This window comes from Alistipes sp. D31t1_170403_E11, from assembly GCF_015553985.1.
GTDB classification, from domain to species: Bacteria; Bacteroidota; Bacteroidia; order Bacteroidales; family Rikenellaceae; genus Alistipes; species Alistipes montrealensis.
In genome coordinates this window covers 482,254-505,973 of record NZ_JADNHQ010000001.1, presented here as the reverse complement: position 1 = coordinate 505,973, position 23,720 = coordinate 482,254, and the positions used below count along the sequence as shown (strand labels likewise).

The 23,720-nt window shown below is 55.8% G+C and carries 21 protein-coding genes; 18 read left to right on the top strand and 3 right to left on the bottom strand.

The window, feature by feature from the left end; translation table 11 throughout:
• Positions 1-4 precede the first annotated feature (4 nt).
• From kdsA to I2E69_RS01980, 3 genes are read left to right on the top strand one after another with little or no spacing between them, the layout of a single operon-like run.
• The gene (gene kdsA, locus I2E69_RS01990) at positions 5-757 is read left to right on the top strand and encodes a 3-deoxy-8-phosphooctulonate synthase (protein WP_195458471.1); all 753 of its coding nucleotides are present in this window, start codon (positions 5-7) and stop codon (positions 755-757) included.
• Positions 758-1,723, top strand: coding sequence for an SIS domain-containing protein (locus I2E69_RS01985; protein ID WP_195458470.1), 966 nt, complete (start codon positions 758-760; stop codon positions 1,721-1,723).
• A gap of 6 nt (positions 1,724-1,729) precedes the next feature.
• Positions 1,730-2,014, top strand: coding sequence for a YciI family protein (locus I2E69_RS01980; protein ID WP_195458469.1), 285 nt, complete (start codon positions 1,730-1,732; stop codon positions 2,012-2,014).
• A gap of 30 nt (positions 2,015-2,044) precedes the next feature.
• On the opposite strand, the gene I2E69_RS01975 is transcribed toward I2E69_RS01980, so the two are convergent.
• The 3 genes from I2E69_RS01975 to trpS are packed head-to-tail and all read right to left on the bottom strand — an operon-like array spanning position 2,045 to position 5,293.
• A complete protein-coding gene (locus I2E69_RS01975) occupies positions 2,045-2,383 on the bottom strand; it encodes a PAS domain-containing protein (RefSeq protein ID WP_195458468.1) in 339 nt (112 codons plus the stop codon).
• Positions 2,384-4,165, bottom strand: a complete 1,782-nt coding sequence (locus I2E69_RS01970; RefSeq protein WP_195458467.1) for a chloride channel protein — start codon at positions 4,163-4,165, stop codon at positions 2,384-2,386. It abuts the gene before it with no gap.
• A gap of 3 nt (positions 4,166-4,168) precedes the next feature.
• The gene (trpS, locus tag I2E69_RS01965) at positions 4,169-5,293 is read right to left on the bottom strand and encodes a tryptophan--tRNA ligase (RefSeq protein ID WP_195458466.1); all 1,125 of its coding nucleotides are present in this window, start codon (positions 5,291-5,293) and stop codon (positions 4,169-4,171) included.
• 291 nt (positions 5,294-5,584) lie between these two features.
• Between trpS and I2E69_RS01960 the strand changes: the two genes are divergently transcribed.
• The 15 genes from I2E69_RS01960 to I2E69_RS01890 all read left to right on the top strand — a co-directional run bounded on the left by I2E69_RS01960 (position 5,585) and on the right by I2E69_RS01890 (position 23,710).
• Complete coding sequence (locus I2E69_RS01960; RefSeq protein WP_195458465.1) at positions 5,585-6,484, top strand: hydrogen peroxide-inducible genes activator; 900 nt, start codon at positions 5,585-5,587, stop codon at positions 6,482-6,484.
• A 260-nt stretch (positions 6,485-6,744) separates the two neighbouring features.
• Positions 6,745-7,968: a site-specific integrase gene (locus tag I2E69_RS01955; protein WP_195458464.1), complete on the top strand. Its 1,224-nt coding sequence runs from the start codon at positions 6,745-6,747 to the stop codon at positions 7,966-7,968.
• Between the two features lie 308 nt (positions 7,969-8,276).
• A complete protein-coding gene (locus tag I2E69_RS01950; RefSeq protein WP_195458463.1) occupies positions 8,277-9,020 on the top strand; it encodes an FHA domain-containing protein in 744 nt (247 codons plus the stop codon).
• Positions 9,021-9,062: 42 nt separating this feature from the next.
• On the top strand, positions 9,063-10,052 hold the full coding sequence (locus I2E69_RS01945; protein WP_195458462.1) for a serine/threonine-protein kinase: 990 nt from the start codon (positions 9,063-9,065) through the stop codon (positions 10,050-10,052).
• Positions 10,053-11,210 (top strand): PP2C family protein-serine/threonine phosphatase, encoded by a 1,158-nt coding sequence (locus I2E69_RS01940; RefSeq protein ID WP_195458461.1) that lies wholly within the window; start codon positions 10,053-10,055, stop codon positions 11,208-11,210.
• 9 nt (positions 11,211-11,219) lie between these two features.
• Entirely contained in the window at positions 11,220-11,786 is a 567-nt protein-coding gene (locus I2E69_RS01935) for an FHA domain-containing protein (RefSeq protein WP_195458460.1), read from the top strand.
• A gap of 33 nt (positions 11,787-11,819) precedes the next feature.
• Entirely contained in the window at positions 11,820-13,253 is a 1,434-nt protein-coding gene (locus I2E69_RS01930; protein WP_195458459.1) for an FHA domain-containing protein, read from the top strand.
• Positions 13,254-13,272: 19 nt separating this feature from the next.
• Positions 13,273-14,541 (top strand): hypothetical protein, encoded by a 1,269-nt coding sequence (locus I2E69_RS01925; protein ID WP_195458458.1) that lies wholly within the window; start codon positions 13,273-13,275, stop codon positions 14,539-14,541.
• 25 nt (positions 14,542-14,566) lie between these two features.
• The gene (locus tag I2E69_RS01920) at positions 14,567-15,673 is read left to right on the top strand and encodes a serine/threonine protein kinase (protein WP_195458457.1); all 1,107 of its coding nucleotides are present in this window, start codon (positions 14,567-14,569) and stop codon (positions 15,671-15,673) included.
• The gene (locus tag I2E69_RS01915; protein ID WP_195458456.1) at positions 15,670-17,220 is read left to right on the top strand and encodes a hypothetical protein; all 1,551 of its coding nucleotides are present in this window, start codon (positions 15,670-15,672) and stop codon (positions 17,218-17,220) included. Before I2E69_RS01920 ends, I2E69_RS01915 begins: the two co-directional genes overlap by 4 nt.
• An 80-nt stretch (positions 17,221-17,300) precedes the next feature.
• Positions 17,301-18,161, top strand: coding sequence for a hypothetical protein (locus tag I2E69_RS01910; protein WP_195458455.1), 861 nt, complete (start codon positions 17,301-17,303; stop codon positions 18,159-18,161).
• Between the two features lies 1 nt (position 18,162).
• Positions 18,163-18,795, top strand: a complete 633-nt coding sequence (locus I2E69_RS01905; protein ID WP_195458454.1) for a hypothetical protein — start codon at positions 18,163-18,165, stop codon at positions 18,793-18,795.
• Between the two features lie 24 nt (positions 18,796-18,819).
• Complete coding sequence (tssR, locus tag I2E69_RS01900) at positions 18,820-21,264, top strand: type VI secretion system protein TssR domain-containing protein (protein ID WP_195458453.1); 2,445 nt, start codon at positions 18,820-18,822, stop codon at positions 21,262-21,264.
• Positions 21,265-21,269: 5 nt separating this feature from the next.
• Entirely contained in the window at positions 21,270-22,142 is an 873-nt protein-coding gene (locus tag I2E69_RS01895; RefSeq protein WP_195458452.1) for an ABC transporter ATP-binding protein, read from the top strand.
• On the top strand, positions 22,139-23,710 hold the full coding sequence (locus I2E69_RS01890; RefSeq protein ID WP_195458451.1) for an FtsX-like permease family protein: 1,572 nt from the start codon (positions 22,139-22,141) through the stop codon (positions 23,708-23,710). The genes I2E69_RS01895 and I2E69_RS01890 overlap by 4 nt, the downstream gene beginning before the upstream one ends.
• Positions 23,711-23,720 lie beyond the last annotated feature (10 nt).

The window sequence follows — 23,720 nt, the reverse complement described above, 5'->3', positions numbered from 1 at the left end:
TCCCATGTCACTAAAGTTCATCGCAGGACCCTGCGTCATCGAATCGGCCGAACTGCTCGATACCGTAGCCGAAAAGCTCACGGCGATCAACCGGACCCTCGGCACGGAAATCATCTTCAAAGCCTCGTTCGACAAGGCCAACCGCACCTCGGTTTTGTCGTTCCGCGGCCCGGGACTCGAAAAGGGGTTGCAGATGCTTGCCGACGTGCGGGCGAAGTGGGGGCTGCGGCTGCTCACCGACATTCACGAATCGTGGCAGGCCGTACCCGTCGGCGAGGTCGTCGACGTGATCCAGATTCCGGCCTTCCTCTGCCGCCAGACCGATTTGCTGGTCGCCGCGGCGAAGACCGGAAAGACGGTGAACATCAAAAAAGCCCAGTTCCTTTCGGGCGCCGACATGCTCTATCCCTACGAAAAGGCCCGCGAGGCCGGAGCCGGTGAAATCTGGCTTACCGAGCGCGGCAATTCGTTCGGCTACAATAACCTCGTCGTCGACTTCCGCAACATTCCCGACATGCTCAAAATCGCCCCTACGGTGATCATGGACTGCACCCATTCGGTGCAGCGTCCCGGCGCTGCGGGCGGTAAGACGGGCGGCAACCGCGAGTTCGTTCCCGCCATGGCGCGGGCCGCCGGGGCGTTCGGAGCCAACGGTTTCTTCTTCGAGGTGCACCCCGATCCCGACCGCGGCCTGAGCGATGCTGCCAACATGCTGCCGCTCAATGAACTGGAACCGTTAATTAAATCTTTGCTGTAAATGACCGATACTACGAAGGCGCAGATTCTGGAAGTTGCCCGCAAGGCGATCCATACTGAGATGCTGACGCTCAAGCGCATGGAAGACACCCTCGGCGATGCGTTCGCGACGGCTGTGGAACTGATTCTCGAAAGCCGCGGCAAATGCATCATCACGGGCATGGGCAAGTCGGGTCTCGTGGGGCGCAAGATCGCCGCGACGCTCGCTTCGACCGGAACCCCGAGTTTTTTCCTCCACCCCGGTGAAGCCTTCCACGGCGATCTGGGCATGATTTCGAAGGAAGATATCGTCGTGGCCCTCTCCTATTCGGGTGAGACCGACGAAATCCTTAAAATCATTCCTTTCATCCATTCCAACGGTAATAAGATCGTCTCGATGACCGGAAATCCCGACTCGGCGCTGGCCAAGAACTCCGATGTGCACCTCGACGTAGGGGTGAAGGAGGAGGCCTGCATCCTGCACCTTGCGCCCACTTCGTCGACCACGGCGCAGATCGCCATGGGCGATGCGCTGGCCGTGTCGCTGATGCAGATGCGGGGCTTTACGAGCGTCGATTTCGCGCGCCTGCACCCGGGCGGAAGCCTCGGGCGGCGTCTGCTGATGACCGTGGGCAACGTCATGCGCAACCACGACCTGCCTGTCGTCGCGCCCGACTGCCCGGCTGCGGAGATGATCCACGCCATTTCGAAGGGCGGGCTGGGTCTGATCGTGATCTGCGACGGCGAGCGGATCGAAGGCATCGTCACCGACGGCGACGTGCGCCGCGCGATGGAACGCCTGCGCGGGGAGTTCTTCAACATCACGGCCGCCGACATTGCCACGCGTAATCCCAAAACCATCTCTCCGGGCGAAAAACTTATCGAGGCCGAGAAGATGATGACCCGCAACAAGGTCACCTCGCTGCTCGTTACGGACGAAGGCGGCAAACTCTCCGGAGTGATCCAGATTTACGACATTAAATTGTGATGCGTAATGTTCGTTATCCTACTTTCCTATAAGAAACCGCTTGCCGAAGTGGAGAGATACCTCGCGGCGCATCGTGAATACCTTGACCGGCATTATGCTGAAGGGGTGTTCCTCTGCTCGGGGCCGCAGAATCCCCGCACGGGAGGCGTCATCCTCTGCCGTGCTGCGGACCGCGCAGCCGTCGAGGCCCTGACGTGTGAAGATCCGTTCCGCATCCACGGCGTCGCCGACTACGGGGTCGTCGAATTCTCGCCCACGAAGCACCTGCCCGGGTTCGGGGCTTTTCTCTAAAACAAAAAGGAGGTCCCCAGACCTCCTTTTTCATTTCCGTATGTAGTGCGGCATTTCGGCCGGTATCTCCATCGAGATTTCCACCAGCCCGCGGACTTCTCCGCCCTCCTTCCATGCTGTCTGGTAAATCATCTTGCGGACGCCCTGCTTCTCGATCGTATAGGCGTTCGTGCCGTTCGTCGCGAGCAGCCGGCGGATGATTTCGCCCGAGCGTTCTCCGTGACAGCCGAACAGGTTGCTGCCGATCAAATCGCCGTGTTTGGCGTAGGTGGCGCGCGCCTTTTCGTTCATGTAGAGGATCACGCCCTCGGTGTCGCACACCGTGACGGCGCAGTCGACCTCTTCGGCCCAGGGAAAGGAGCTTTTCATTTATTGCTGTATTTTTACCAGTTGTTCGCGGTAAGCGTTCAGGATGCGCGATTTGGAGATGAATCCCAGGTAGCGGCCCTGCTTGTCCACGACGGGCAGCATCCAGGCTCTTTTGTCCTCGAATTTCTCCATGACGCTCAGGATCGCTTCGTGCTCCATGATCCGGTCCGGGGGCGGAATCATGTAATCCGAGATCGGGTGTCCGTATTTCTCGTGCTTGAACATGTCCTCGCGCAGGTCGTCCAACTGTACCACGCCGATCAGGCGGCCGAAGTTGTCGATTACGGGGAAGATATTGCGGCGCGCCGTCGAGATGATGTGCACGATGTCGCCCAGGGTCATGTTCTCCTTGATGCGCAGGAAGTCGGTCTCCATCAGCTCGTCGAGTTTCAGGAAGACAAATACCGACTGGTCTTTGTTGTGGGTCAGCAGTTCGCCGTTCAGGCGCAGTTGCTTGGTGTAGATCGAATCGGGGTCGAGGTAGTAGCCCACGGCGAACGAGATGCAGGCCGTAATCATCAGCGGGATGAACAGTCCGTAGCCGTTCGAGAGCTCGGCGATGAGGAAGATCGAGGTCAGCGGGGCTTTCATGACTCCCGACATGACGCCTGCCATGCCGACCAGCGTAAACGAAACGATCGACACCTCCCATCCGAACAGCGTGTTGCAGACCAGCGCCAGCGAAGCGCCCGTGAAGGCTCCGACGAACAGCGACGGGGCGAATGTTCCGCCCACGCCGCCCGCGGCATTGGTCGAAGCCATGGCGATGACCTTGAAAAACATCGTGGCGATGACGAAGAGGATGACGACCCAGTCGATTTCGCGGAAGCGGTAGAAGAGCGAGTTGTTGAACAGCTCCTGCGCGTTGCCGTGCATCAGGGAGGTGAATCCCTCGTAACCTTCGCCGTAGAGCGGCGGGAAGACGAAGATCAGGATACCGAGGATCGCGCCGCCCCAGAGCCATTTTTTGTACTGCTTGTCGATGCCCTTGAAGAAGTTTCCCACGCGCGAATTCATCGACGTGAAATACCACGACATCAGTCCGCTCAGCCCGCCCAGCAGGATGAACAGCGGTATCTGCCACAGTTCGAACGCATCGGCCGGAGCCAGCGTGATGGCCAGTATCGGGTCGAAGCCGCGCAGCATGAAGGCCATCGTCGTCGCGGTGATCGAGGCGATCAGCAGCGGGATGACCGACCCGGCGGTGATGTCCAGCATCAGGATCTCCAGCACGAAGACCACGCCCGTGATCGGGGCTTTGAAGATCGCCGCCAGAGCGGCTCCCGCGCCGCAGCAGAGCAGCAGCGTCGTGTGCTTGTAGTTGAGGCGCGCCAGCCGTCCGATGTTCGAGCCGATAGCCGCACCCGTGAGCACGATCGGGGCCTCGGGACCCACCGATCCGCCGAATCCGATGGTCGTCGCACCGCCTACGATCGAAGTCCAGCAGTTGTGGCGGGCGATGCGCGAGTTGCGGCTCGACATGGCGTACAGGACGCGTGTCACGCCTTCGGAGATGTTGTCTCGAACGATATATTTGACAAACAGCGTCGCCAGGATGATGCCGATGGCGGGGTAGATCAGAAAGAGGACATGGGCGCTGTCCACCGGGAACCAGCGTATCAATCCGCTCTTGATGCCGTGCAGCAATATCTCGAACAGGTAAGTGCCCAGCCCTGCGAGCACACCGACCACCACGGCCAGAAGCATCATGATCTGGCTGTTCGACAGCCTCCGGGTCAGCCGGAGGAATTCGAGGTAGATGCGGTCGGTGCGGAAGGACATGTGCTATTGGTTTTGGGCGAAATGCTCGGCCTGCCCGGCGATCAGCTCTTTGTCGTCGAAATAGTTGATCTTCATGGCGGCACGAACGTCTGCAAGGGTTTCGGCTGCCGCAGCGCGGGCTTTTTCCGAGCCTTCACGGAGAATCTCGTACACCTCGCCGATGCGCGCCTCGTAATAGTGGCGGCGTTCGCGGATCGGGTCGAGCACTTCGTTGAGGATGGCGATCAGCAGGCGTTTCACCTTGACATCGCCCAGTCCGCCGCGGCGGTAGTGCGCCTTCAGTTCATCCAAAGAGGGATATTCGGGCAAATACCGGGAAAAATGTTCGGGACGGCTGAAAGCGTCGAGGTAGGTGAATACCGTGTTGCCCTCGACCTTGCCCGGGTCCTCCACGCGCAGGTGGTCGGGATCGGTATACATGCCCATCACCTTTTTCTTGACCTCGTCGGCCGTGTCTGAAAGGTAGATGCAGTTGTTCAGCGATTTCGACATCTTGGCTTTGCCGTCGGTTCCCGGCAGGCGCATGCAGGCCGCATTGTCGGGCAGCAGAATTTCCGGCTCGACGAGCGTTTCGCCGTATACGGCGTTGAATTTATGGACGATTTCGCGTGTCTGCTCGATCATCGGCTCCTGGTCTTCGCCGACAGGCACGGTCGTGGCCTTGAAAGCCGTGATGTCCGACGCCTGGCTGATGGGGTAGGTGAAGAATCCCACGGGAATACCCTGGCGCTGGGTCGTGTCGCCTTCGGCGGCGCCTTCGGCAAATCCGCGGAGCGTGATCTCGGCCTTTACGGTCGGGTTGCGCTGGAGCCGCTGCACGGTGACGAGGTTCATGTAATAGAACGCCAGTTCGCACAGTTCGGCGACCTGCGACTGGATGAAGAGCGTCGATTTCGCGGGATCGAGGCCTACCGAAAGGTAGTCCAGCGCCACTTCGATAATGTTCTGACGCACCTTTTCCGGGTTGTCGGCGTTGTCGGTGAGTGCCTGCGCATCGGCGATCATGATGAATATCTTTTCGAACTCGCCCGAGTTCTGCAACTCGACGCGGCGGCGAAGCGAACCTACGAAGTGGCCCAGATGGAGCCGGCCCGTAGGACGGTCGCCGGTAAGGATGATTTTTGCCATATTTATTTTTAAACGTTTATTTTGCTGACAAAGATAGTGCAAGGCGAGGGCAGAACCAAACGCAGTTTGAGTTTTGCCGGGCCGCAGCCTATCTGAGCCGGGTGTCCATTTCCGAGGCAAAGATAATGCAAACCCGGGGAAGCGGCAAATTATTTGATGCTACCGCAATGCCGCCCGTCTCTGCGGCGGACTTATTTCCCGCAAACATACGAAAAACCATGCGGGGAGCCTAAAAAAGTTGTCGAGTATAGATTTTTTTTATATCTTCGCTTGCTGAAATAGACGCCTGTTATGACGATTATCCAACTTGAATATTTGCTGGCCGTAGCCAACTGTGGCAGTTTTTCGCTTGCCGCCGAACATTGTTTTGTGACACAACCGTCTTTGAGCATGCAGGTTAAGGCTCTCGAAGAGGAGTTGGGCGTGGTGCTTCTCGACCGCTCGAAAAAGCCAGTTATTCCCACCGAAGCGGGCGAGGTCGTGCTGGAGCAGGCCCGCGAGACGATCAAGGCCTACAACTACATCCGCGAGGCCGTTGCGGAACTCAAGGGCGAAACCGCCGGCAAGCTGCGGCTGGGCGTCATCCCGACCATTGCACCCTACCTGCTGCATAAATTCATTCCGGCTTTCGTGCACGACTACCCGAAGGTCGAACTGGAAATATCCGAGATGATCACTTCGGACATCGTCGAGGCGCTCAAGCGCGACCGCATCGACGCGGCGCTGGTCGCCAGCGGAACCTGCGGCGAGGGCATCCTCGAACAGGAACTTTTCAACGACCGGTTCTATGCGTACGTGTCGCCCGAAAATCCGCTTTACGAGCGGCAGAATATCCGCATCGAGGAGATCGACCTGAAAGACCTGGTGATCCTGAGCCCCGGCAACTGCATGCGCGACCAGATCATCGAACTGTGCCAGGCCCGGCGCTCGATGCCGTCGCACTATTCGTTCGAATCGGGGTCGCTGGATACGCTGATGCGCATCGTCGACTGTACGTCGTGTCTGACGATCATCCCCGAAATGGCTGTCGAATACATCCCCGCCGACCGCCGCGACCGCCTGAAAACCCTTTCGAAGGGAGCCACTTCGCGCAAGATCGCCGTTGCCGTGCGCCGCACGTATGTCAAGAACTCGATTATCCGGGCCCTGACCGAGACCATCCTGGCTAACGTGGACGCAGCCAAAGCCTGATACCCGGGGAGCGCGGAGGATTTCTGCGGACGGCGGGTTCCGGACGCAGGATTTGTTGCAAATCCGTATCGAATCCCTCCCCTTTCTGCTTTCGGCTGTTACCGCCGCTAATACGATATTGTAATTTCGATCGACGCTTGGGCGCGTGTTTTGTTTTTGCATACTTGGTTTCTTCATAGACCTCCACTCGGATGAGTGGAGTTTTTCGTTTTTCACACCGGGCGGCTTTCCGGCCGTTCCGATTGCAAAATAGACGCACCATGGCAACGATTAAGGTAAAATTACGTCTGTCGACCGTTCCCGGAAAGGCCGGGACGATCTACTATCAGTTGACGCACCGCCGCGAAATCCGGCAGATAACGACCGCTATTCGTCTGCATCCGGAGGAATGGAATGCGGCGGCGGAGCAGGTCGCCGATTCCACGGAATCAGCGACGATGATTCAGAACCGCATAGACAGCGATCGAATGCTGCTATTGCGGATTATCCGGCAGCTCGACGACTCGGGAAAGCCCTACGGGGTCGGGAATATTATCCGACTTTATGATTCTCCGGATTGCCGCGTCCTGGCTTTCATGCGCAAGCAGATTGCGCAGTTGCAGGAGTGCAACCGGTTGGGAACGGCCAAAAACTATGAGAGGGCCTGGTCCAGTTTCGCACATTACCTCCGGGGCGAGGATTTGCCCTTTACGTCGATGACCGAACTGCTTATCGACAGTTATAATGCTTACCTGATCCGGCGCGGGATCGTGCGCAACTCCATTTCGTTTTACATGCGTATCCTGCGGGCCGTTTACAACAAGGCCGTGAGGCTGCGCCTCGTGGAGCAGACTTATCCCTTTCACAACGTCTATACGGGGGTTGACCGGACTCGCAAACGGGCTGTCGACGAGCAGCTGATTTCGCAACTCCACAAACTCGAACTGTCGGCGGGGTCTGCACTGGCATTGGCCCGCGATCTCTTCATCTTCAGCTACTGTACGCGGGGCATGGCCTTCGTAGACGTGGCCTATCTGAAAAAAACGGATATTCGGGACGGTGCGATCCACTATACCCGCCGCAAGACCGGGCAGCAGCTCTGCATTCGCATAGAGCCTGGCATCCGTTCGATTATCGACCGGTACGCCGATGCGGCGGGGGCATCCCCTTACCTGTTTCCGATTCTGACGACAGAGGAGCCTGCGCAGGCGTACGATCAATACCAGGCCGCCATCAACAACTACAACCGGATGCTCTGCAAGCTGTCGAAAATGCTGCCCGACGAATGCCGGCTGACCTCTTACACCTCGCGCCACAGCTGGGCCACGGCCGCCCGCAACCATAACGTACCGATCTCGGTGATCAGTGCGGGGTTGGGGCATGTTTCGGAATATACGACACAGATTTATCTGACCATGCTGGAAAATTCGGTAATCGACGCCGCAAACCGGTCGATCATATCGCATTTGGTGAATATTTCTAAAGAAGAAATCGCAGATCGTTGATTACAAAGGTATAATTATTTTTTTAAATACAACGATAATTCGGACTTTTTTGTTTTCGTAAATTGCGTTTTACATCATTAGGCCGATCATTTTGACGATAACCGGCCTGTTTTGTTATGTGTCAATCAGGCTTAATAATAGTTGAAAAAGGTCGGTTTTCCTATTGTCCGAAAACTCGATATTTGAAATTTTTGTTGAAAGAATCTTCTTTTTACGGTTCGCAATCTTCTGATAAACAAACATGCAATCTCCTTTTCGAGATTTCTTCTTTAGAAACACGAATAAATTTTTAACCAAATAGTAATACTATGAGCAACAACAAGACTGTTGTGCCCGGAATGGGCAATGCTTTCGATTACCAGGGAACGTCGGCCCAGGTGAATCCCGTGAATCCTGTGAACCCGGTGAACGGGCCTCAGGGCGGATACAGCGGTACGCATTTCCCGGGGATGAACACGAATGCGGCAATGCCGGGGGTGTCTGGGATGCCCGCGACGGAGGCGCATAAACCGATCATGGGTTTTCTATTTAGCGTTTCGCGGACTATGTGCGGCGAGTATTGGCCGCTATACATGGGACTGAACACGATCGGGCGCGCCACTTCGTGTTCGGTTCGGCTCTCCGAGGCGACGATTTCCGACAACCATGCCGAAATCGTCATCCGCCAGATGAAGAACCCCGACAGCGTGCTGGTTTCGATTCAGGACGCGCGTTCCACCTGCGGCACTTTGCTCAACGGAAGCAGTCTCGGATTCGACGCCCAGGAGTGCCATAACGGCGATATTATTACGATCGGGGAGCATTATGAGCTGTACTTCGTGCTGATAGACGCCAAATCCCTCGGACTGGAACCCCGAGCCGATTTCATAGCTTCTGCCGGTGCGGGGTTCGGTATGGGTGTGCCGTCCGGTCCGGGCGTCCCGATGCCTTCGATGCCCGGAAGCCCTGCTCCGGGATTGGGCGGTGCGCCTCAGTTTCCGAAAGGGACGATGAGCCCCGGCGGACAGGTCGAGCCTTCGCGCGGTACGGTGATAATGCCGGCCAAGAAATAGGTCGTTGCTTATCGCAAGAAAAAGTCGGCGTTTTTTCATTCCATGCAACGTGTTATCGTAAGCCGGAACCCTCCGTTCGTCTATCTGTTCGTCGGTGGATGCTGGTACTGTTATGATTATACGAGCCAGCCTTTGGGCGAGGGAGCGATGGGAGCCGTCTATCTCGGATTCGATTGTTCGAATCAGGATCGGGTGGCCGTCAAAAGGGTGAAGGACGAATATGCGGAGATTGCCCAGGTGCGGGATTGTGCGAGGCGGGAGGCCTCATTGCGGTTTTTGCATCCGAATATCGTGAGAATGATCGGATTGTGCGAATATGAGTACGGTCATGGGCCGATGTTCATTTTGAGCGAGTACATCGCGGGCATCACGTTCGATGTCCATGTCCGGATGCGTCTTTCGCTTCTGCCTGCCGATGAGCGTATCATCCGCATCGTGGAGCATATCCGCCCCGTATTGTCGGCTTTGCAGTATCTGCATAACAACGGCGTCGTTCACAAGGACATCAAGCCGTCGAACATCATGATCGACAGCCGGTCCTGCGTCAAACTGATGGATCTGGGCGTTGCCAATTCGTTCCGAAGCGAAGCCGGACACATGTATGGATTCATCGGAACTCCGCAGTATGCGGCGCCGGAACAGATTGCCGATGTTGGAGCGGAGGCGGTGGTAGACCCGCGCACGGACATCTATTCGTTCGGAGTGACCTTGTATGAGTTGATAACGGGGTGCAATCCGTTCAACGGCGTGACGGAGTCGGAGACGCTGCATAACCAGCGGAACCTGGAACTGCCGAAGAACGATGCGATACCGCCCGGCCTGTTCGCCGTCATCGCGAGGGCGACGGCCAAGAACCCCGACGACCGTTACCGGTCGTCGATGGAGATGGATGCCGAGCTGGAGCGCTATTTATCCGGGGCGAGGGGCCGCAAACCGGACTCCCCCGAAACCTTGAGGATCGTGGGTGCGGCGCTGGCCGTATCGCTCGCTTTGGTGTTGCTTTTTGCAATTATAATACAGTTTATTTACTAGATGCAACTGATAAAAACCAAATTCCCGTTGAAAGGCATTGCCGAATCGCGGATCGGAGGCCGTTCTGAGAACCAGGACAATTATGGCTTTTGCGATACGGCCATCGGCACTGTCGTCGTCGTATGCGACGGCATGGGCGGTATGCAGGGAGGTCGCGTCGCGTCGATGATCGCCGTGAAGAGCATCCTTGAATTCATAGCCTCCGTGCCCAAAGACGCCGATCCCGGCGATGCGCTGAACAACGCCATTCGCAAGGCTCATGCCGACGTTATCCAGACGGGACACGACAATCCCGAACTGTACGGAATGGGGACGACCGTGACAGCGGCCGTTTTCTCGAAGGAGTGCGCCACGGTGGCCCATGTAGGCGACAGCCGTATTTACCAGCTGCGCGGCCGGAGCAAGGTTTTCCGGACGTTCGACCATTCGATGGTGTTCGAGATGGTTCGCAACGGGGTGTTGTCCGAGGAGCAGGCCCGCCTTTCCGACCAGTCGAACGTTATTCTGAAGGCTTTGGGCATCTACGGGGAGGTTGTGCCCGACATCTGCAAACTGCCGTACCGGAAAGGGGATCGTTTCATTTTGTGCACCGACGGTTTTTGGGGTAGCATGCCGGAGAAAGAGTTTCTTGCGGGCCTCGCCGCCAAGGAGGTCGGACATGTGCTGGAGCGCACGGCCAACCGGGTCGAGGAGATCGGCCGCACAAAGGGCGGCAGCTACGACAACCTGACCGCTGCCATCGTCGAGATGCAGTGTAATTCGCAGATGAAAGTCCCTTCGAAGCCTTTCGTGAAATGGACGGTGATCGTCGCAGCCGCGCTGGTGGTTGTCAGCGTCTTTTTGTATGTCCTGCTGACCCGTCCCGATTCGGCCGCGACCGGAAAAACGCAGGTCGAACAGGCCGATGCCAGCGGAGCGGATGGAACTGTTTCCCCTTCGGAGGCTGCAAGGAGCGGACCCGGGGCGGATGAACCCGCCGTTCCGAAGACTGCGACCTCGGCCGAAGACAAGGAGCCGGATTCCGCGGAGCAGTCCGTCGGCGGGGAAGGCGCTTCGCCGAAAGAGGAGAGCACGACCGATACTGCCGCGCAGGATCCCCGGCTGTTTGTCATGCCGAAGACGGGTTCCCAAGATACGAAGGCAGATAATAAGAAATAAAACAACCAGATGAAAAAAATCCTGACCATTGGCCGCAATCCGGAATGCGACATTTGCATTCCGGATTCAACAGATGTTGTGAGCCGTGAACACGCTGTCCTCAAAATCGGCAGATGCGGCAAGTATTTCCTGATCGACAAAAGTCGTAACGGCACTTATGTCAACGGAATCCGAATGGCCACCAACGAGAAGATTCCCGTCACGCGCAAGGATGTCGTGTCGTTCGCGCATATGAGGGAGTTGGACTGGAGCCTGGTTCCCAAGGACAGGAGCCTGCTGAAATGGAGTTTGTGGACGCTCGGTGCGGCGGGACTGATCGCGGTCGTGCTCATCCTGGTGTCTGTGGGAGCCGGTCCGGGCAGCGGCAAATTCGGCATTCATTTCTTCCGTTCCGCGTCGGATGCCATCAATCCGCCCGCGAGAATTCTGGAGGAGGTCCCGGCCCGGGAGGCGGAATCCGAGGAGAAGACGGATAGCGTCGCGGTCAAGCCTCCCGTCAAGCGCAGCCCGAAAAAGGAGGAAAAACCCCGCAAGGAGGAGCCGGAGAAGAAACCCATCGTCGATCCGATCTATTGATCTATTAACCCGAAAATCAAAAATTATACTGTTATGAGACTTTACGTTATCGGAAGCTCCGCTCGCGCTCAAATCGTATTTACCAGCAAATACGTGAGCGGATACCATGCCGAATTACTGCAACTGGACAACGGTGATATGCTGCTTACGGACAAAGGCAGCAGCAACGGTACTTATGTCAACGGCGTGAAAATCGCCCCGGAGCAGGATGTGCGGGTTACGCGGAACGATCACATTCGGTTTGCCGACCAGGACATGAACTGGTCGCTCGTCCCGGTGAATGAGATGCCGAAGAATGTCAAGGTGCTCAAAAGCATCGGCTCCCACGCGTTGAACACATGCCAGATCTACGGCAATCAAGTCAGCCGCTTCCATGCCACTGTCAAGCAGAAAACCGACGGTAAGTGGTATATCTGCGACCACAGTTCGAACGGAACGACGGTCAATGGCGCGAGGATACCCAAAGATCAGGACGTACGGCTGAAGCGCAGCGACAGCATCGCGTGCGCCGGCGTCAATGTACAGAATCCCATCCCGGGATCGTCCAGAAAGACCTTGTTCGCCGTCCTGGGCGGTGCCGCCGTCGTTGCCGTTATTGTCGGAGCGGTGATAGCTTTCATGGGATATTCCGATAAAATGTTATACGAGAAGTACTCGAATGCGACGGCTATGGTCATCGCCTCTTTCCATTATAAAGTCTCTACTCCTCATGAGGTGGTCGAATGGGTCGTCGATCCGTCCACCGATGTCGTGACCGTATACGACGGAACGAACAGCATCGCCTATGCGGCGACGGGATTCTTTATCTCCTCGGACGGCGTTTTCGTGTCGAACCTCCATGTTGCAAAACCCTGGTTGTATGGTGATGAGGCGGAAATAACGCAGATCATCGCCAAATCCTATCAGCGGATGCATCAGAGCAACGGCCAGATCGTCGCATTGGCGGACATCAAGGTGGAGGGCGTGCTCGATTTTATCGGCGTCATCCCCAACGGACAGTTCTTTGACGATACGAATCTGACCAAAGGCCGGGAGGTGATTTCGAGCGACAGCAAAGATGTCGACATCGCCATTTTCCAGACCCTGAACAATAAGTTACCCGAAGGAGCTACGTACATTCCCATTTCCAAAATCGACGATGGAAACAGAAATGTGGGTTCCCACGTCTATACGATGGGTTTCCCGCTTATCGGGGCCTTGCAGGACCTCAACGGGCTGAAAACCGCCCTCAACAGGACGTTGCAGGCGGTCGGCGCCGGAGGGCAGATCAACCAGAACAACGAAAAGTGCCAATACGGTCTCAATGCCATCTCCGACCACGGGGCGAGCGGCTCGCCAGTGTTCGATTCGAAGGGGCGTATGGTCGGAATCATTCACGGCGGCTATGCCGGCACGCAGGGATACAATTTCGCCATCAAGTCGAAATATATCCACCGCCTGCTGAAAAAGGTCCGCGAGGAGGAGTAATCCATAAATGAGATTCATTATGAATAAATATGTAAGTGGCTGCCTGATGGCCCTCTCGCTGGGCGCTGCGTCGGTTTCGGCGCAGAATATCGAGCAGGTCTACCTGAAGAACGGTTCCGTATACGAAGGTTACATTGCGGAGCAGATCCCCGGCAAGCAGTTGTCGGTCAGTACTGAAAAGGCCACCATCTATGTCGATGAAGGCGACATTGCGGAGATCGCCTGTGCGAGTAAGGCCGTTGCCAAACTTCCGTCCCGGCTGCGTGAATGGGCGCTGGAGCGATACGACTCCACACAGATGGTGGAACTGGCGACGGTTTCTCTCAAGGGGAACAAGACGCTTCGCAATGCGGTCATGCTGGAGAAAGGCTCCCGGTTGAAGTTGTTCTCGTGCACGAAGGATTTTTTCACGCTCGATTGGGCAGATGTGCTGAAAACGACCAAGACGGTCAATTCGGATGACGCCGGGCGAGGCGTCCGGGATGTGGTGACCCTGCACGACGGACAGCGTTATGAAGGCCAGGTCGTCGAACAGGTCATCGGCAGCGAACTGTGCATCCGCCTTGAAGACGGAAGTGTTCGTGTCGTCAAGTTGGCGGATGTCAAAAGCATCGCTTCGGAGCGGATCGATTATTCCGTCAGCCTGTGGGAGCAGGTCCCGCTGCTCGATCGCATCGAAGTGGAGGGCGAAGGGTCGGTCGAAGGTTACATCGTCTCCCGGATCCTGCAAAAGCAGCTTTCCATCGTATCCCGCGATTATGACTCCGAGCGTATCGTGCCGATCGACCGGGTGGTCAAGTATCACAAATTCGTCAATCCCGACTACAAGGAGCCTGTCTGCGAGAAGCCGGAACCCGAGGTAAAGGAGCAGAAACCTGAATTCGACTATACGGCAGTCTATCTCAACGGACGGAAGACCGTGCTGAACAAGGTGCTGAAGATGCCCGAACGGCGGAAAACATTCTATCTGGTCAAGGAGCCGGTGGCGGATACGGTTGCGCTTGCAGACAGTGTTTGCATCGAGATGCCCACCACGGCATACTGCTCCGATTTCCGGGTGGTCAGGACCATGCAGAACCGTGTCGGGATTTCCGAGAAACACCAGCTCTGGGCCGGGATATATCCGATATACAGGGATGCGGACATCGCAGCCGCGAATGTTCCCTACGATGCGGAGAAGATCGACGGCGGCCGGGTACGGATGCGCATCTATTTTACCAGGCCGGGAGTTTATGTCATCCTGCCGTTGAATAAGGACTCGGAGTGCGTGGCCATCCGGGTAAAATGAAAATGAACAATTAATATAGCCTGTAATGAATGTAATAAGGATTCAAGGCGACGCTGAACGCAACCAGGGGGTCTATTACGAATACGATCGTGACAGCGTTCCGCTCGGCGAGGGCGGCATGGGCCGGATTTTCCAGGGTTATCGCGTGGACGAGATGTCCGGCGGCTTCCGGGTCCCGGTAGCGATCAAGGAGATCCACGAGAATATTTCCCGGGATCCCCAGCTCATCGAGCGGGCCATGCGGGAATCGTCTATCCAGATCGAGCACGAGAACCTGCTGCGGATGTATGGCTTTATCGCCAATGTCGAGTATGACCCCATGCGGGACGCGAACATCGTCCGCTATTATATGGTGATGGAACGATTGGTCGGCGTCAACCTGGACCAGATCATGAGTGGTGTGACTACGGACAAATCCGGTATGCAGATTCCGTTTGCGCAGGAGTTCTACGAGATGTATACGACCAACCGCGACACGGCAATCGTGCTTATCATGAAGGGGGTTCTGTCCGGCATCATGGCGTTGCACGACCGGGGATACATCCACCGGGACATCGACCCGAGCAACGTCATGGTTACGATCGACAACAAAATCAAACTGATCGACTTCGGGGTGTGCAAGCACATCGACTCGTCGCCCGGGCAGGACCGGAAACTTACGCAGGCCGGCTCGTTCATCGGCAAGGTGAGCTATGCCGCACCGGAACTCGCGTTGGGCGACGTGGAGCATCAGGACCGGACGACGGACATCTATGCGCTGGGAATTTTCATGTACCAGTTGAGTGTCGGCCGGTTGCCTTTCACGGGGTCGAATCAGGAAGTTTTGTCGGCCCAGGTGTCCAGGAAGGTCCCGGTAAACGATATCGTCAACAAGGACCTTCGCCGTATCGTTGAAAAAGCCACGCAGAAATCGCAGCTCAAACGCTATTCCACAGCCGCGGAATTCATCGTCGATTTGGATCGTGTGATCTTCAAGCGAACCTCCTCGGGAGGTAACACGAAAGCGTTTGCGCCTTCGGCCAACGACTCCGGAGACGGTGACAAGGGCAATCGGACGCTGTTCTGGATATTGTCGCCCGTCTGCGGATTTGCGATAGGACTGATCGTGAAATTTATTGTAGTACTCCTATGAGAAACCTAATAACCGTATCATTACTGTTGTGCATCTGGCTTCCGGTTTCGTCCGTTGCGCAGACGCTGTCCAATAAGGAGAAGCGCCGCATCAATGCGAAGTTGCTGGAGGCCATCGAGCAATACGAATCGAACGCCACGATTTACGACGAAAATACCAAGTATGCTTTCCTTGAGCTGTGCGACAGCGACGCCTTGATCTATTGCGATCTGATGGACCATGCGGCCGGTAAGAAAATCCCGGCGGCGGAGTATGCCGACCTGTTGCGCGGCAAGGAGAACGTATCGATGGAGATGAAGAATGTCAGGCGCGATCCGCCCGTTTGGAGAAACGGAGCATGGTATGTGAACGTCGGGTTCTCCAAAAGCGTCGTCTACAACGACCGGAACGCCGTCCTTTACTCTTCCGAAGAGTACTACAAGTCGGATTACGATATCTCCGTTGAATTCGTTTACGACCCGGAGGCCGACTGCTGCCGGATTGCGTCGGTGGACGGGGCGATCTCCTCGGAGAAGGCTCCGCTCCCCGAGCATTACGTGGTCATCAATCGTACGTCGTCTTTGGACGATAGACTTTGGTGCGGGAAAAAGCATCCCGAATTCAATAGTTTCGATCAGGCTTTCGCGCCAGTGGGGAGCATCCGGTCATGGCATGACGACGTGCGCATCAAGGCCGACACGCTCGCCCGGACAAAAAACTATGATTTCGTGCAGTTTCATTACCGCAAGACCAGTTGGCGGGCGAAACTCCGGGCGGGTTTTACGATCGGTTCCGCCTTCAAGCTCACCTCGCCGGTGAATTTCGCTACGGACAATTCCTCGGCCTTCGAAGCCGGCGTCGACGTGGGGTATGCGCTTCCGCTCGGCAGGTCCGTCTGCCTCAGCATCTACACCGGAGTGGCTCTCTCCACGAGTAAGATCGAACTGGGACTGAACGACATGTCGTATTCGTATGTCACCAACGACAGTCGGGGTGCCGCCTACTCGCGCTGCTATGATCTTCAGAGCGTGACCGAAGGCGTAAGTTACACCGACATCGTGATTCCGCTGTATTTGAGCCTTGATCACAAACTTTCGAAAAACCTCGGACTCAGCTGGAATGTGGGGGCCAAGATTTACATGAACGGCTCGGCCAAGGTGACGCCTTTCCACATAAAGGGCGAGGTCTATGGCAACTACGGCGGCGAAACGGTCCGGAATCAGCAGGAGAATGCATTCGGGTCTCTCGACAACGATTACGACGGATTCCTCTATCCGAATACGTATGCCCGGAATTCCACCGACATGAGCCTGGTCGGAGGCCTGGGGCTGAATTATAATCTCCTGAAACAATACCTCTTCCTGTGTGTGAAGTTCAGCTACGAACTTGGATTTACCGACGTGCATAAATCGAATGAAAACAACTATTTCAATGCGGCCGATCAGGTGTATCCGATGGTCTATTCCGCCCGGCTGAAGGAGAATGTCGCAACCCGTTCGTTTATGGACTGCGTGTCGTACAAACGTCAGGCGATGTGGCTGGAACTGGGTTTAATGTTTAAGTTTTAGGAGGAGATATGAATAACAAGACGATATTCGGAATTGCTGGTATGGCGGCCGCTTTTCTATGCTGCTTTGCGATCGGATATATGATGCCCGTAGAGGCGCTGCTGGACAGGGACGACGCTCCCGTTTTCGGGACGGGAGGCGGGTCCGCCGCTTCCGGAGGCATTCGGACTCCGGTTTTGGCGCACGCCCCGAAGGAGTTGCTGCCCGTTGAAACGGCGGACCGGGATAATCCCGCCGAAGCCGTTCCGCAGCAGGACACGGCACTGGCGGCCGAGGCCCCTGCCGCAGAATTGCCGCAGGAATCACCGGCCGGACCGGAGCCGGCTACCATGCAGGAACAGCCCTCTGCGGAGCATGAGCCGGCTGTGCCGGAACAGACCCCGCCTGCTGTTTCGACGGGGGACGACATGCCGGAGATCACCCAGGCGCTTGTCTACGACCGGGAATCGAAAAACTATCAAAAGATCGGGTATCGTTTCGTCGCAAAGGCTTCGGCACTGTCGGGCGATGTCTTGAATTACCAACTTTGCGAGGTCGGCGGTTCGGAGGCCAAATACACATCGGCGAACGGGGTGTTCAACGACGTGTATCCGGTGGACGGCGGTAAATACGACCTGGTGGTGGTGAACAAGCGTACGGGCACCCATGCCAGCAAGACGGTCGGCGGATTCAACAAACTGCGGCGGCTCTCCGCCTCCGAACTCCAGTCTATGCTCAACATGAGCAGTTCGCAACTGGAGCGGTTGTTTTTCTTTTACTTCGACCACGACAAGTTGCGTATCGACTGCGCCTCGATTCCCGAGGGCGTGGATGCTCCCACCAGCGTCGGGGCCATCCTCGACGGCAAGGTGGCGAACGACTGGACGCTGCAGGTGGTCGGTGCTCCGCAATACGACCAGTTTAATCGCATCACCTATTTCAAAATTAAAATAACGATTTGACATGAGACGCCTCTGTTTATTAGTTGCCAGTTTGTTGTTCGGCTTGTCGTCGGTCCATGCGCAGCGGTCGTCGGAACAAGACTTCTCTTTCATTTACATCGCCCACGACGAGAATACTCCCGTGCAGTATCTGATCGAACGCCTGCAGATGGCTTATTCCGATGCGATCAATTATCCGGATGAAATAGCCGTCGTTTTTTACCTGCCCAACGGCGATGCGCCCCTGTGCGTGGAGGTCAACACCAAATCGGACAATCGTGCGGATTTCGACAAGATCGTGGACGAACTCCAGACCAAGCGTTCGCACAACATTGAACCCAAGACGGACCGCCAGCGGGTTCAGGATATTTTCAACGCAAACGACATCATTGACGACGGGGGGAATCCCCTCTACAAGTCGGTGACGTGGACTTATTATGTCAATTCCACGTTTTGGTCGCTCCAGAACAACGAGTATGTGATCGCCTCGCTCTTTTTTGTGATGGATATGGAGCCGATGATCCAATCGGGCTATCTGAAGGTCAATGTCCTTTACAGCGGGGAGTACGATCTTTTGCCCTATGACAAGGAGTTGCCATTCGGAAGCAAGAGACTGTGGCCCTCCTCGGTCCCGTTCATGCCCATGCCTTATTGATGGAATCAAATTAATTATGTTGAAATGAAAAAAATATTCGTTACGCTTTTTTCGGTTACGGTCTTTGTGTGCGGTTCCCATGCCGCCGCTCCCCAGATGCCCAAGAAATGCGAAGCCTTCCGTCCCAAGAAACTCGCCTCCATCGTTCTCACGGAGAGCGAGGCCGAAGCCTTGATGGCGTCGGCCGATTTCGGGCAGGGCGACGCTCCGCAGAAGGGGCAGTTCAAGTACTGGGACGTGTACAGCGACCGCGACAACAATACGACTTACGAGGCTCCCGGTTCATCGGTTAAATTCTCCGCCCTGCGCTTTAACGAGCAGGTCCGGATCGCCCGGATTCAGAATGGTTACGCATTGGTGTATACCGATCCCAAGGTGGTCACCTATCCGCTCATCTCGGAGGCTGCCGAGTGTAAGGGGTGGGTTCCTATGAAGAAGCTGCTGCTGTGGCAGAACTGCCTGGCCAACGATCGGGGCATTTACAACAAGGCGCTTCTGTGCGTCAATCTCAATACGAGCAATGCGCAGACCAAGTCGTTCGGGCGGGGGTATCTGGATCCTTCGAAGCAGGGCAAATCGCTCGAATTGTCGACCGATATGAACTTCTATTTCATCATGAAACGCGAGAAGGACATGGCGCTGCTCGCGATTCAGAACCGCATGGACGGCTCGGTATCCGATCAGGTGCTGTTCTGCTGGGTCCCGGAACAATCGTTCGTGCCGTGGAACCAGCGTTCCTGCCTGGAGCCTACCTGGGAGCACGCGGACGTGGAGTATTTCGCCGCGAACAAAATCCAGGTGGACATCTATAAGGACGGCCAACTTTCCGGAAATGCCATCAGCCGGATTCCGTTCAAGAAAAAGATGGCGGGGAAATACGAGCAGTATCTCTATCGAATGAACCCGATCAGCCTGCGTTTCCCGATTCTCGACAACGGTTCCCAGGCGATTTACAACCTTTCGACGTTCAGCACCATCGGCGGAACGGCTGCCGGTACAGAAGAGACGCCCGTGGATGAAGCCGAGAAGGCCAAGATGGAGCGTCTTGAGAAGATGCAGAACATCAACCTGGCTATCGTGATCGACGGAACCTCTTCGATGGAACCCTATTATCCGGCGGTGAAGGAGGCCATCAAGGAGGGATGCCAGTTCTTCTCGAAGAATTATAAAATCAAGATCGGCGCGGTGATCTACCGGGACTATGCCGACGGCGAGGAGGGGTTGGCCGAGGTGCTGCCCATGACCGACGTGCGCAACCTGTCGCGGGTGAACGATTTTCTGGACAGCGGAGGCAAATACGGAATCCGGAGTTCCCCGCAGGACCTTACCCAGACCGAGGCCCTGTTTTTCGGGTTGGGGACGGCGCTGGACAAACTGAAATTCAAGGATGGCGAAAGCAATATCATGCTGGTTGTGGGCGACTGCGGCAATGCCGCCGCCGACCTGAAATGCCCGACGGCCGAGGCGCTCATCGCCAAGGTGGTCGAAAAAAACGTTCACCTCATGGGTTTCCAGGTCCAGAATAAGAACATCGTCGCCTACAACTCGTTCAACAATCAGGTGCTGTCGCTCATGCGAAAGAGCCTCCAGCAGAAGTACGTCAAGCTGAATAGTGCGATCAAGGTGGTGGCCGGTCAATCCAAATCGGTCTCCGGGGCGTTGGAAGGCTACAATTTCAAGGGCAACGTCAAGGGAGAGCAGCTCTACATCTGCAACCATCGGTTCGCCGATGCCAATGTCGGAGGCGGTAAGATGGACCCCTTGAAACTGACCTCCCAGATGACGGGGGCGATTTCGGATTTTGCGAAGACCATCAAGTACCAGATCGATCTTATTTTCCAGAAGGGAAACGCTGCGGCCATCACCCAGAAGGCGGGTCCCGTTCCGACGGGAGTTGCCGGCGGGCAGGGCGACATCGACGTTGACCTCGCCTTTGTCGAGAATGTGCTCGGCAAGGAGTGGGTCGAGGCGATGAAGGGCAGCAATGCCCTGGTGAATTTCCGCGGCTATGCGAAAAAGCAGGATGCCAGCGGCCGGGAATTCTTCAAGCCGGTGATTTTCATCTCGGCGGAGGAGTTCCAGGATCTGCTGAAGCGGCTGGCCCCGGTGGCGGAGGCTGCGTCCAACTCCCAGACTAAAGACCGTACGCCCTATATCGAGGCCCTGAAGGCGCTCGTGCGGAGCCTTGCCCCTGGTATGACCGACGCCGAGATGTCGCGGCTCAGCAACGGCGACATTATGAACATGATCGCCGGATTGAACGAGTCCGCATCGGCCCTGCGGGGCAATACGCTCGACGACCTGTCGAACCAGCAGGCCGTGAATCCGGCCCAGTACCTGCGGATCATCACGGATTTCAGGCGGAAATACGCCAATCTGGTCCGGATACGCCAGAGCAAGGGTTATAAATTTATCAAAGAATTTAACGGTGCGACCTACTATTGGGTTCCCATCGAGGATCTTCCTTAATGACTATGAACAAACTGTTTGAAATAGAAAATCTGGCGTGTTCCTACGACAGGCATTACCGGCCGGGATTGTCGAAAGTGATACTCGAGATCCGGAAACTCGTTATCCCGAGGGGTAAGAAGGTTTTCATCGTCGGCGAATCGGGTATCGGTAAGAGTACGATTCTCGAGACATTGGGCATGATGAACAACACCATTGTGCCCGATGACGCAACGAAGTTCCTGTTTTACGAGGTCGGGGATAATCCGACGGACCTTGTGGCGTTGTGGCGGCATCGGGACCGGGAATTGTCCTCGTTCCGTCTCCGGCACTTCAATTTTATCTTCCAGAGTACGAACCTCATGCGTAATTTCACGGCCTACGAGAATATTGCGCTGACCCGCATGCTTCAGGGATATTCTCAGAAGTCGTCGTTCGAACGGGCGCGTCAGGTGATGGCGGATCTGGGTCTGGACCATATCGACGAATCCCGCATGACGCAGGAACTTTCCGGCGGCCAGCAGCAGCGCCTGGCTTTCGCCCGGGCGATCCTGCCCGATTTTACGGTGCTGTTCGGCGACGAGCCGACCGGCAATCTGGACAGCGACAATGCCGTGAAGGCGATGGAACTGCTTTCGGAGAAACTCACGCAGTTCGACGGGAGTTCGGCCATTATCGTTTCGCACGATATGCATCTCGCCGTTACGTTCGCCGACGTTATCATCCGGATCCGCAAGGAGAGCCGTCCGTCGAAATCCGTAAACGATGAGATCTCCTATTACGGAGTCATCGACGACGACTGCATCTTTACTTCGGCCGGAGATCGGCGCTGGTCCAACGGAAGCGAAGCCTACTCTGCGGAGGAGTTCGAAGCGTATTTAAAATATGGCAGAATATGAAACTCGATAAAATAATATCCAACGACTATTTCAGGTTGTTTGTCAAGCGGGAGGGAAAGGTTGTCCTCGGTAAACGCTGTTCGAGCCTGTGGCTGTTGTGGGGCGTGCTTACCGCGACGTTCATGGCCATTGCGTTCAGCAATGCGAGCCTCGGCTATCTGTCGTACAAGATGAACGATCCGTTCATCAACTGGGTCGACATCAAGAATAATTTCGCCGGGAACGATTTCAGCCGTTTCGAGGAGAGCCTCAGCAACGAGGACAACATGGCCGAATACCATTATAAGGGATACCAAACCGACAAATACTGGTATACGTCATTTTTCAGCAGCGACCGGAACACCCGGAATCTGAAGTGCCGGTATTTTGCGGACATCGACACGCCGCTGGTCCATGCTATTCTCAGCGACGACAACGTTGTGTCGGGACACCGTGTTCCCGATTCGGCGCTGGACAACACCTCGTTCGGCGTAATCATAACGTATGATGCCCTGTATAACAAACTCGGGTATACGAAGGAGATTCCGACCTATCTTTACTACCACGGGTATTGCGATGCCGAAGCGGCGGATGAATTTTTCGTGGACATCTACCACGATCATTATGCGCTGGTTCCCGTACCGGTGCTCGCTGTCGTGAAACGGCTGCCGACCAATATGGACATCATAGGAACCAAGTTTTTCTATCTGCAGGATCTGGCGCATTCGCTCAACCTCTACGAGCGCAGCTATTACACCTCCTTCCTCTACAATGTGCCGAATGGGGTCGATGTCGGGAAATTTGTCGCCGACCTGGAACAGACCGTGGCGCAGAAAACAGACCTGTCGTTTTACACGAACGACGACGACAGCATGCCGCGGCTGGTCGGAATCGGCGGCGGCAGGTTCGTCTCGCTCTATTTCGACGACGATGACGAGGTGGATTTTCGGGTCAATAAAGAGATCGACGAGGAAATCCTGGCCAAATACGCGAAGTCGGGCGTGCGCCGCCTTTACAACTATAACGAAGCCGATGTCATCGACGACGACAACGATTTTATCTCGGTCCATTTTTCGGATCTGGACCGGATTTCCGATTTTCAGGAGTTTGCCAAACGTGAGTTCAATATAGACATCGAGATGTCGCAGATCAGCGCCAAGGAGAACTTCAACGAAGTCAGCGTCATGGCCAACATTCTTTCGTGGACCATGATCGTTTTCGCCATCGTATGTATCATCCTGTTCATCGTGAACCTGCTGCATTCGTATTTCCAGAAGGTGAAGCGCAACTTGGGTACATTCAAGGCTTTCGGTATCGGCAATTACGAACTTATCAGCGTATATGTGCTGATCATGGTTGCCATGGTCCTCGTCGCCGTCGTGCTCTCGCTGGCGACGACCTGGGCTGTGCAGGAACTGCTGCCGGTGTTCGGGGTGCTGAAGGATGGGACTTTCGATTACCTTTCGTTGTGGAGCAGCAAAACGTTCTACTCCGTGCTGGTGATCGTCTTCGCATCCGTGTATACGGTTTACGCCGTTATGGGGAAACTGCTCAAAGCTACCCCGGGTGACCTGATATATGACAGATAAAATTAATAAT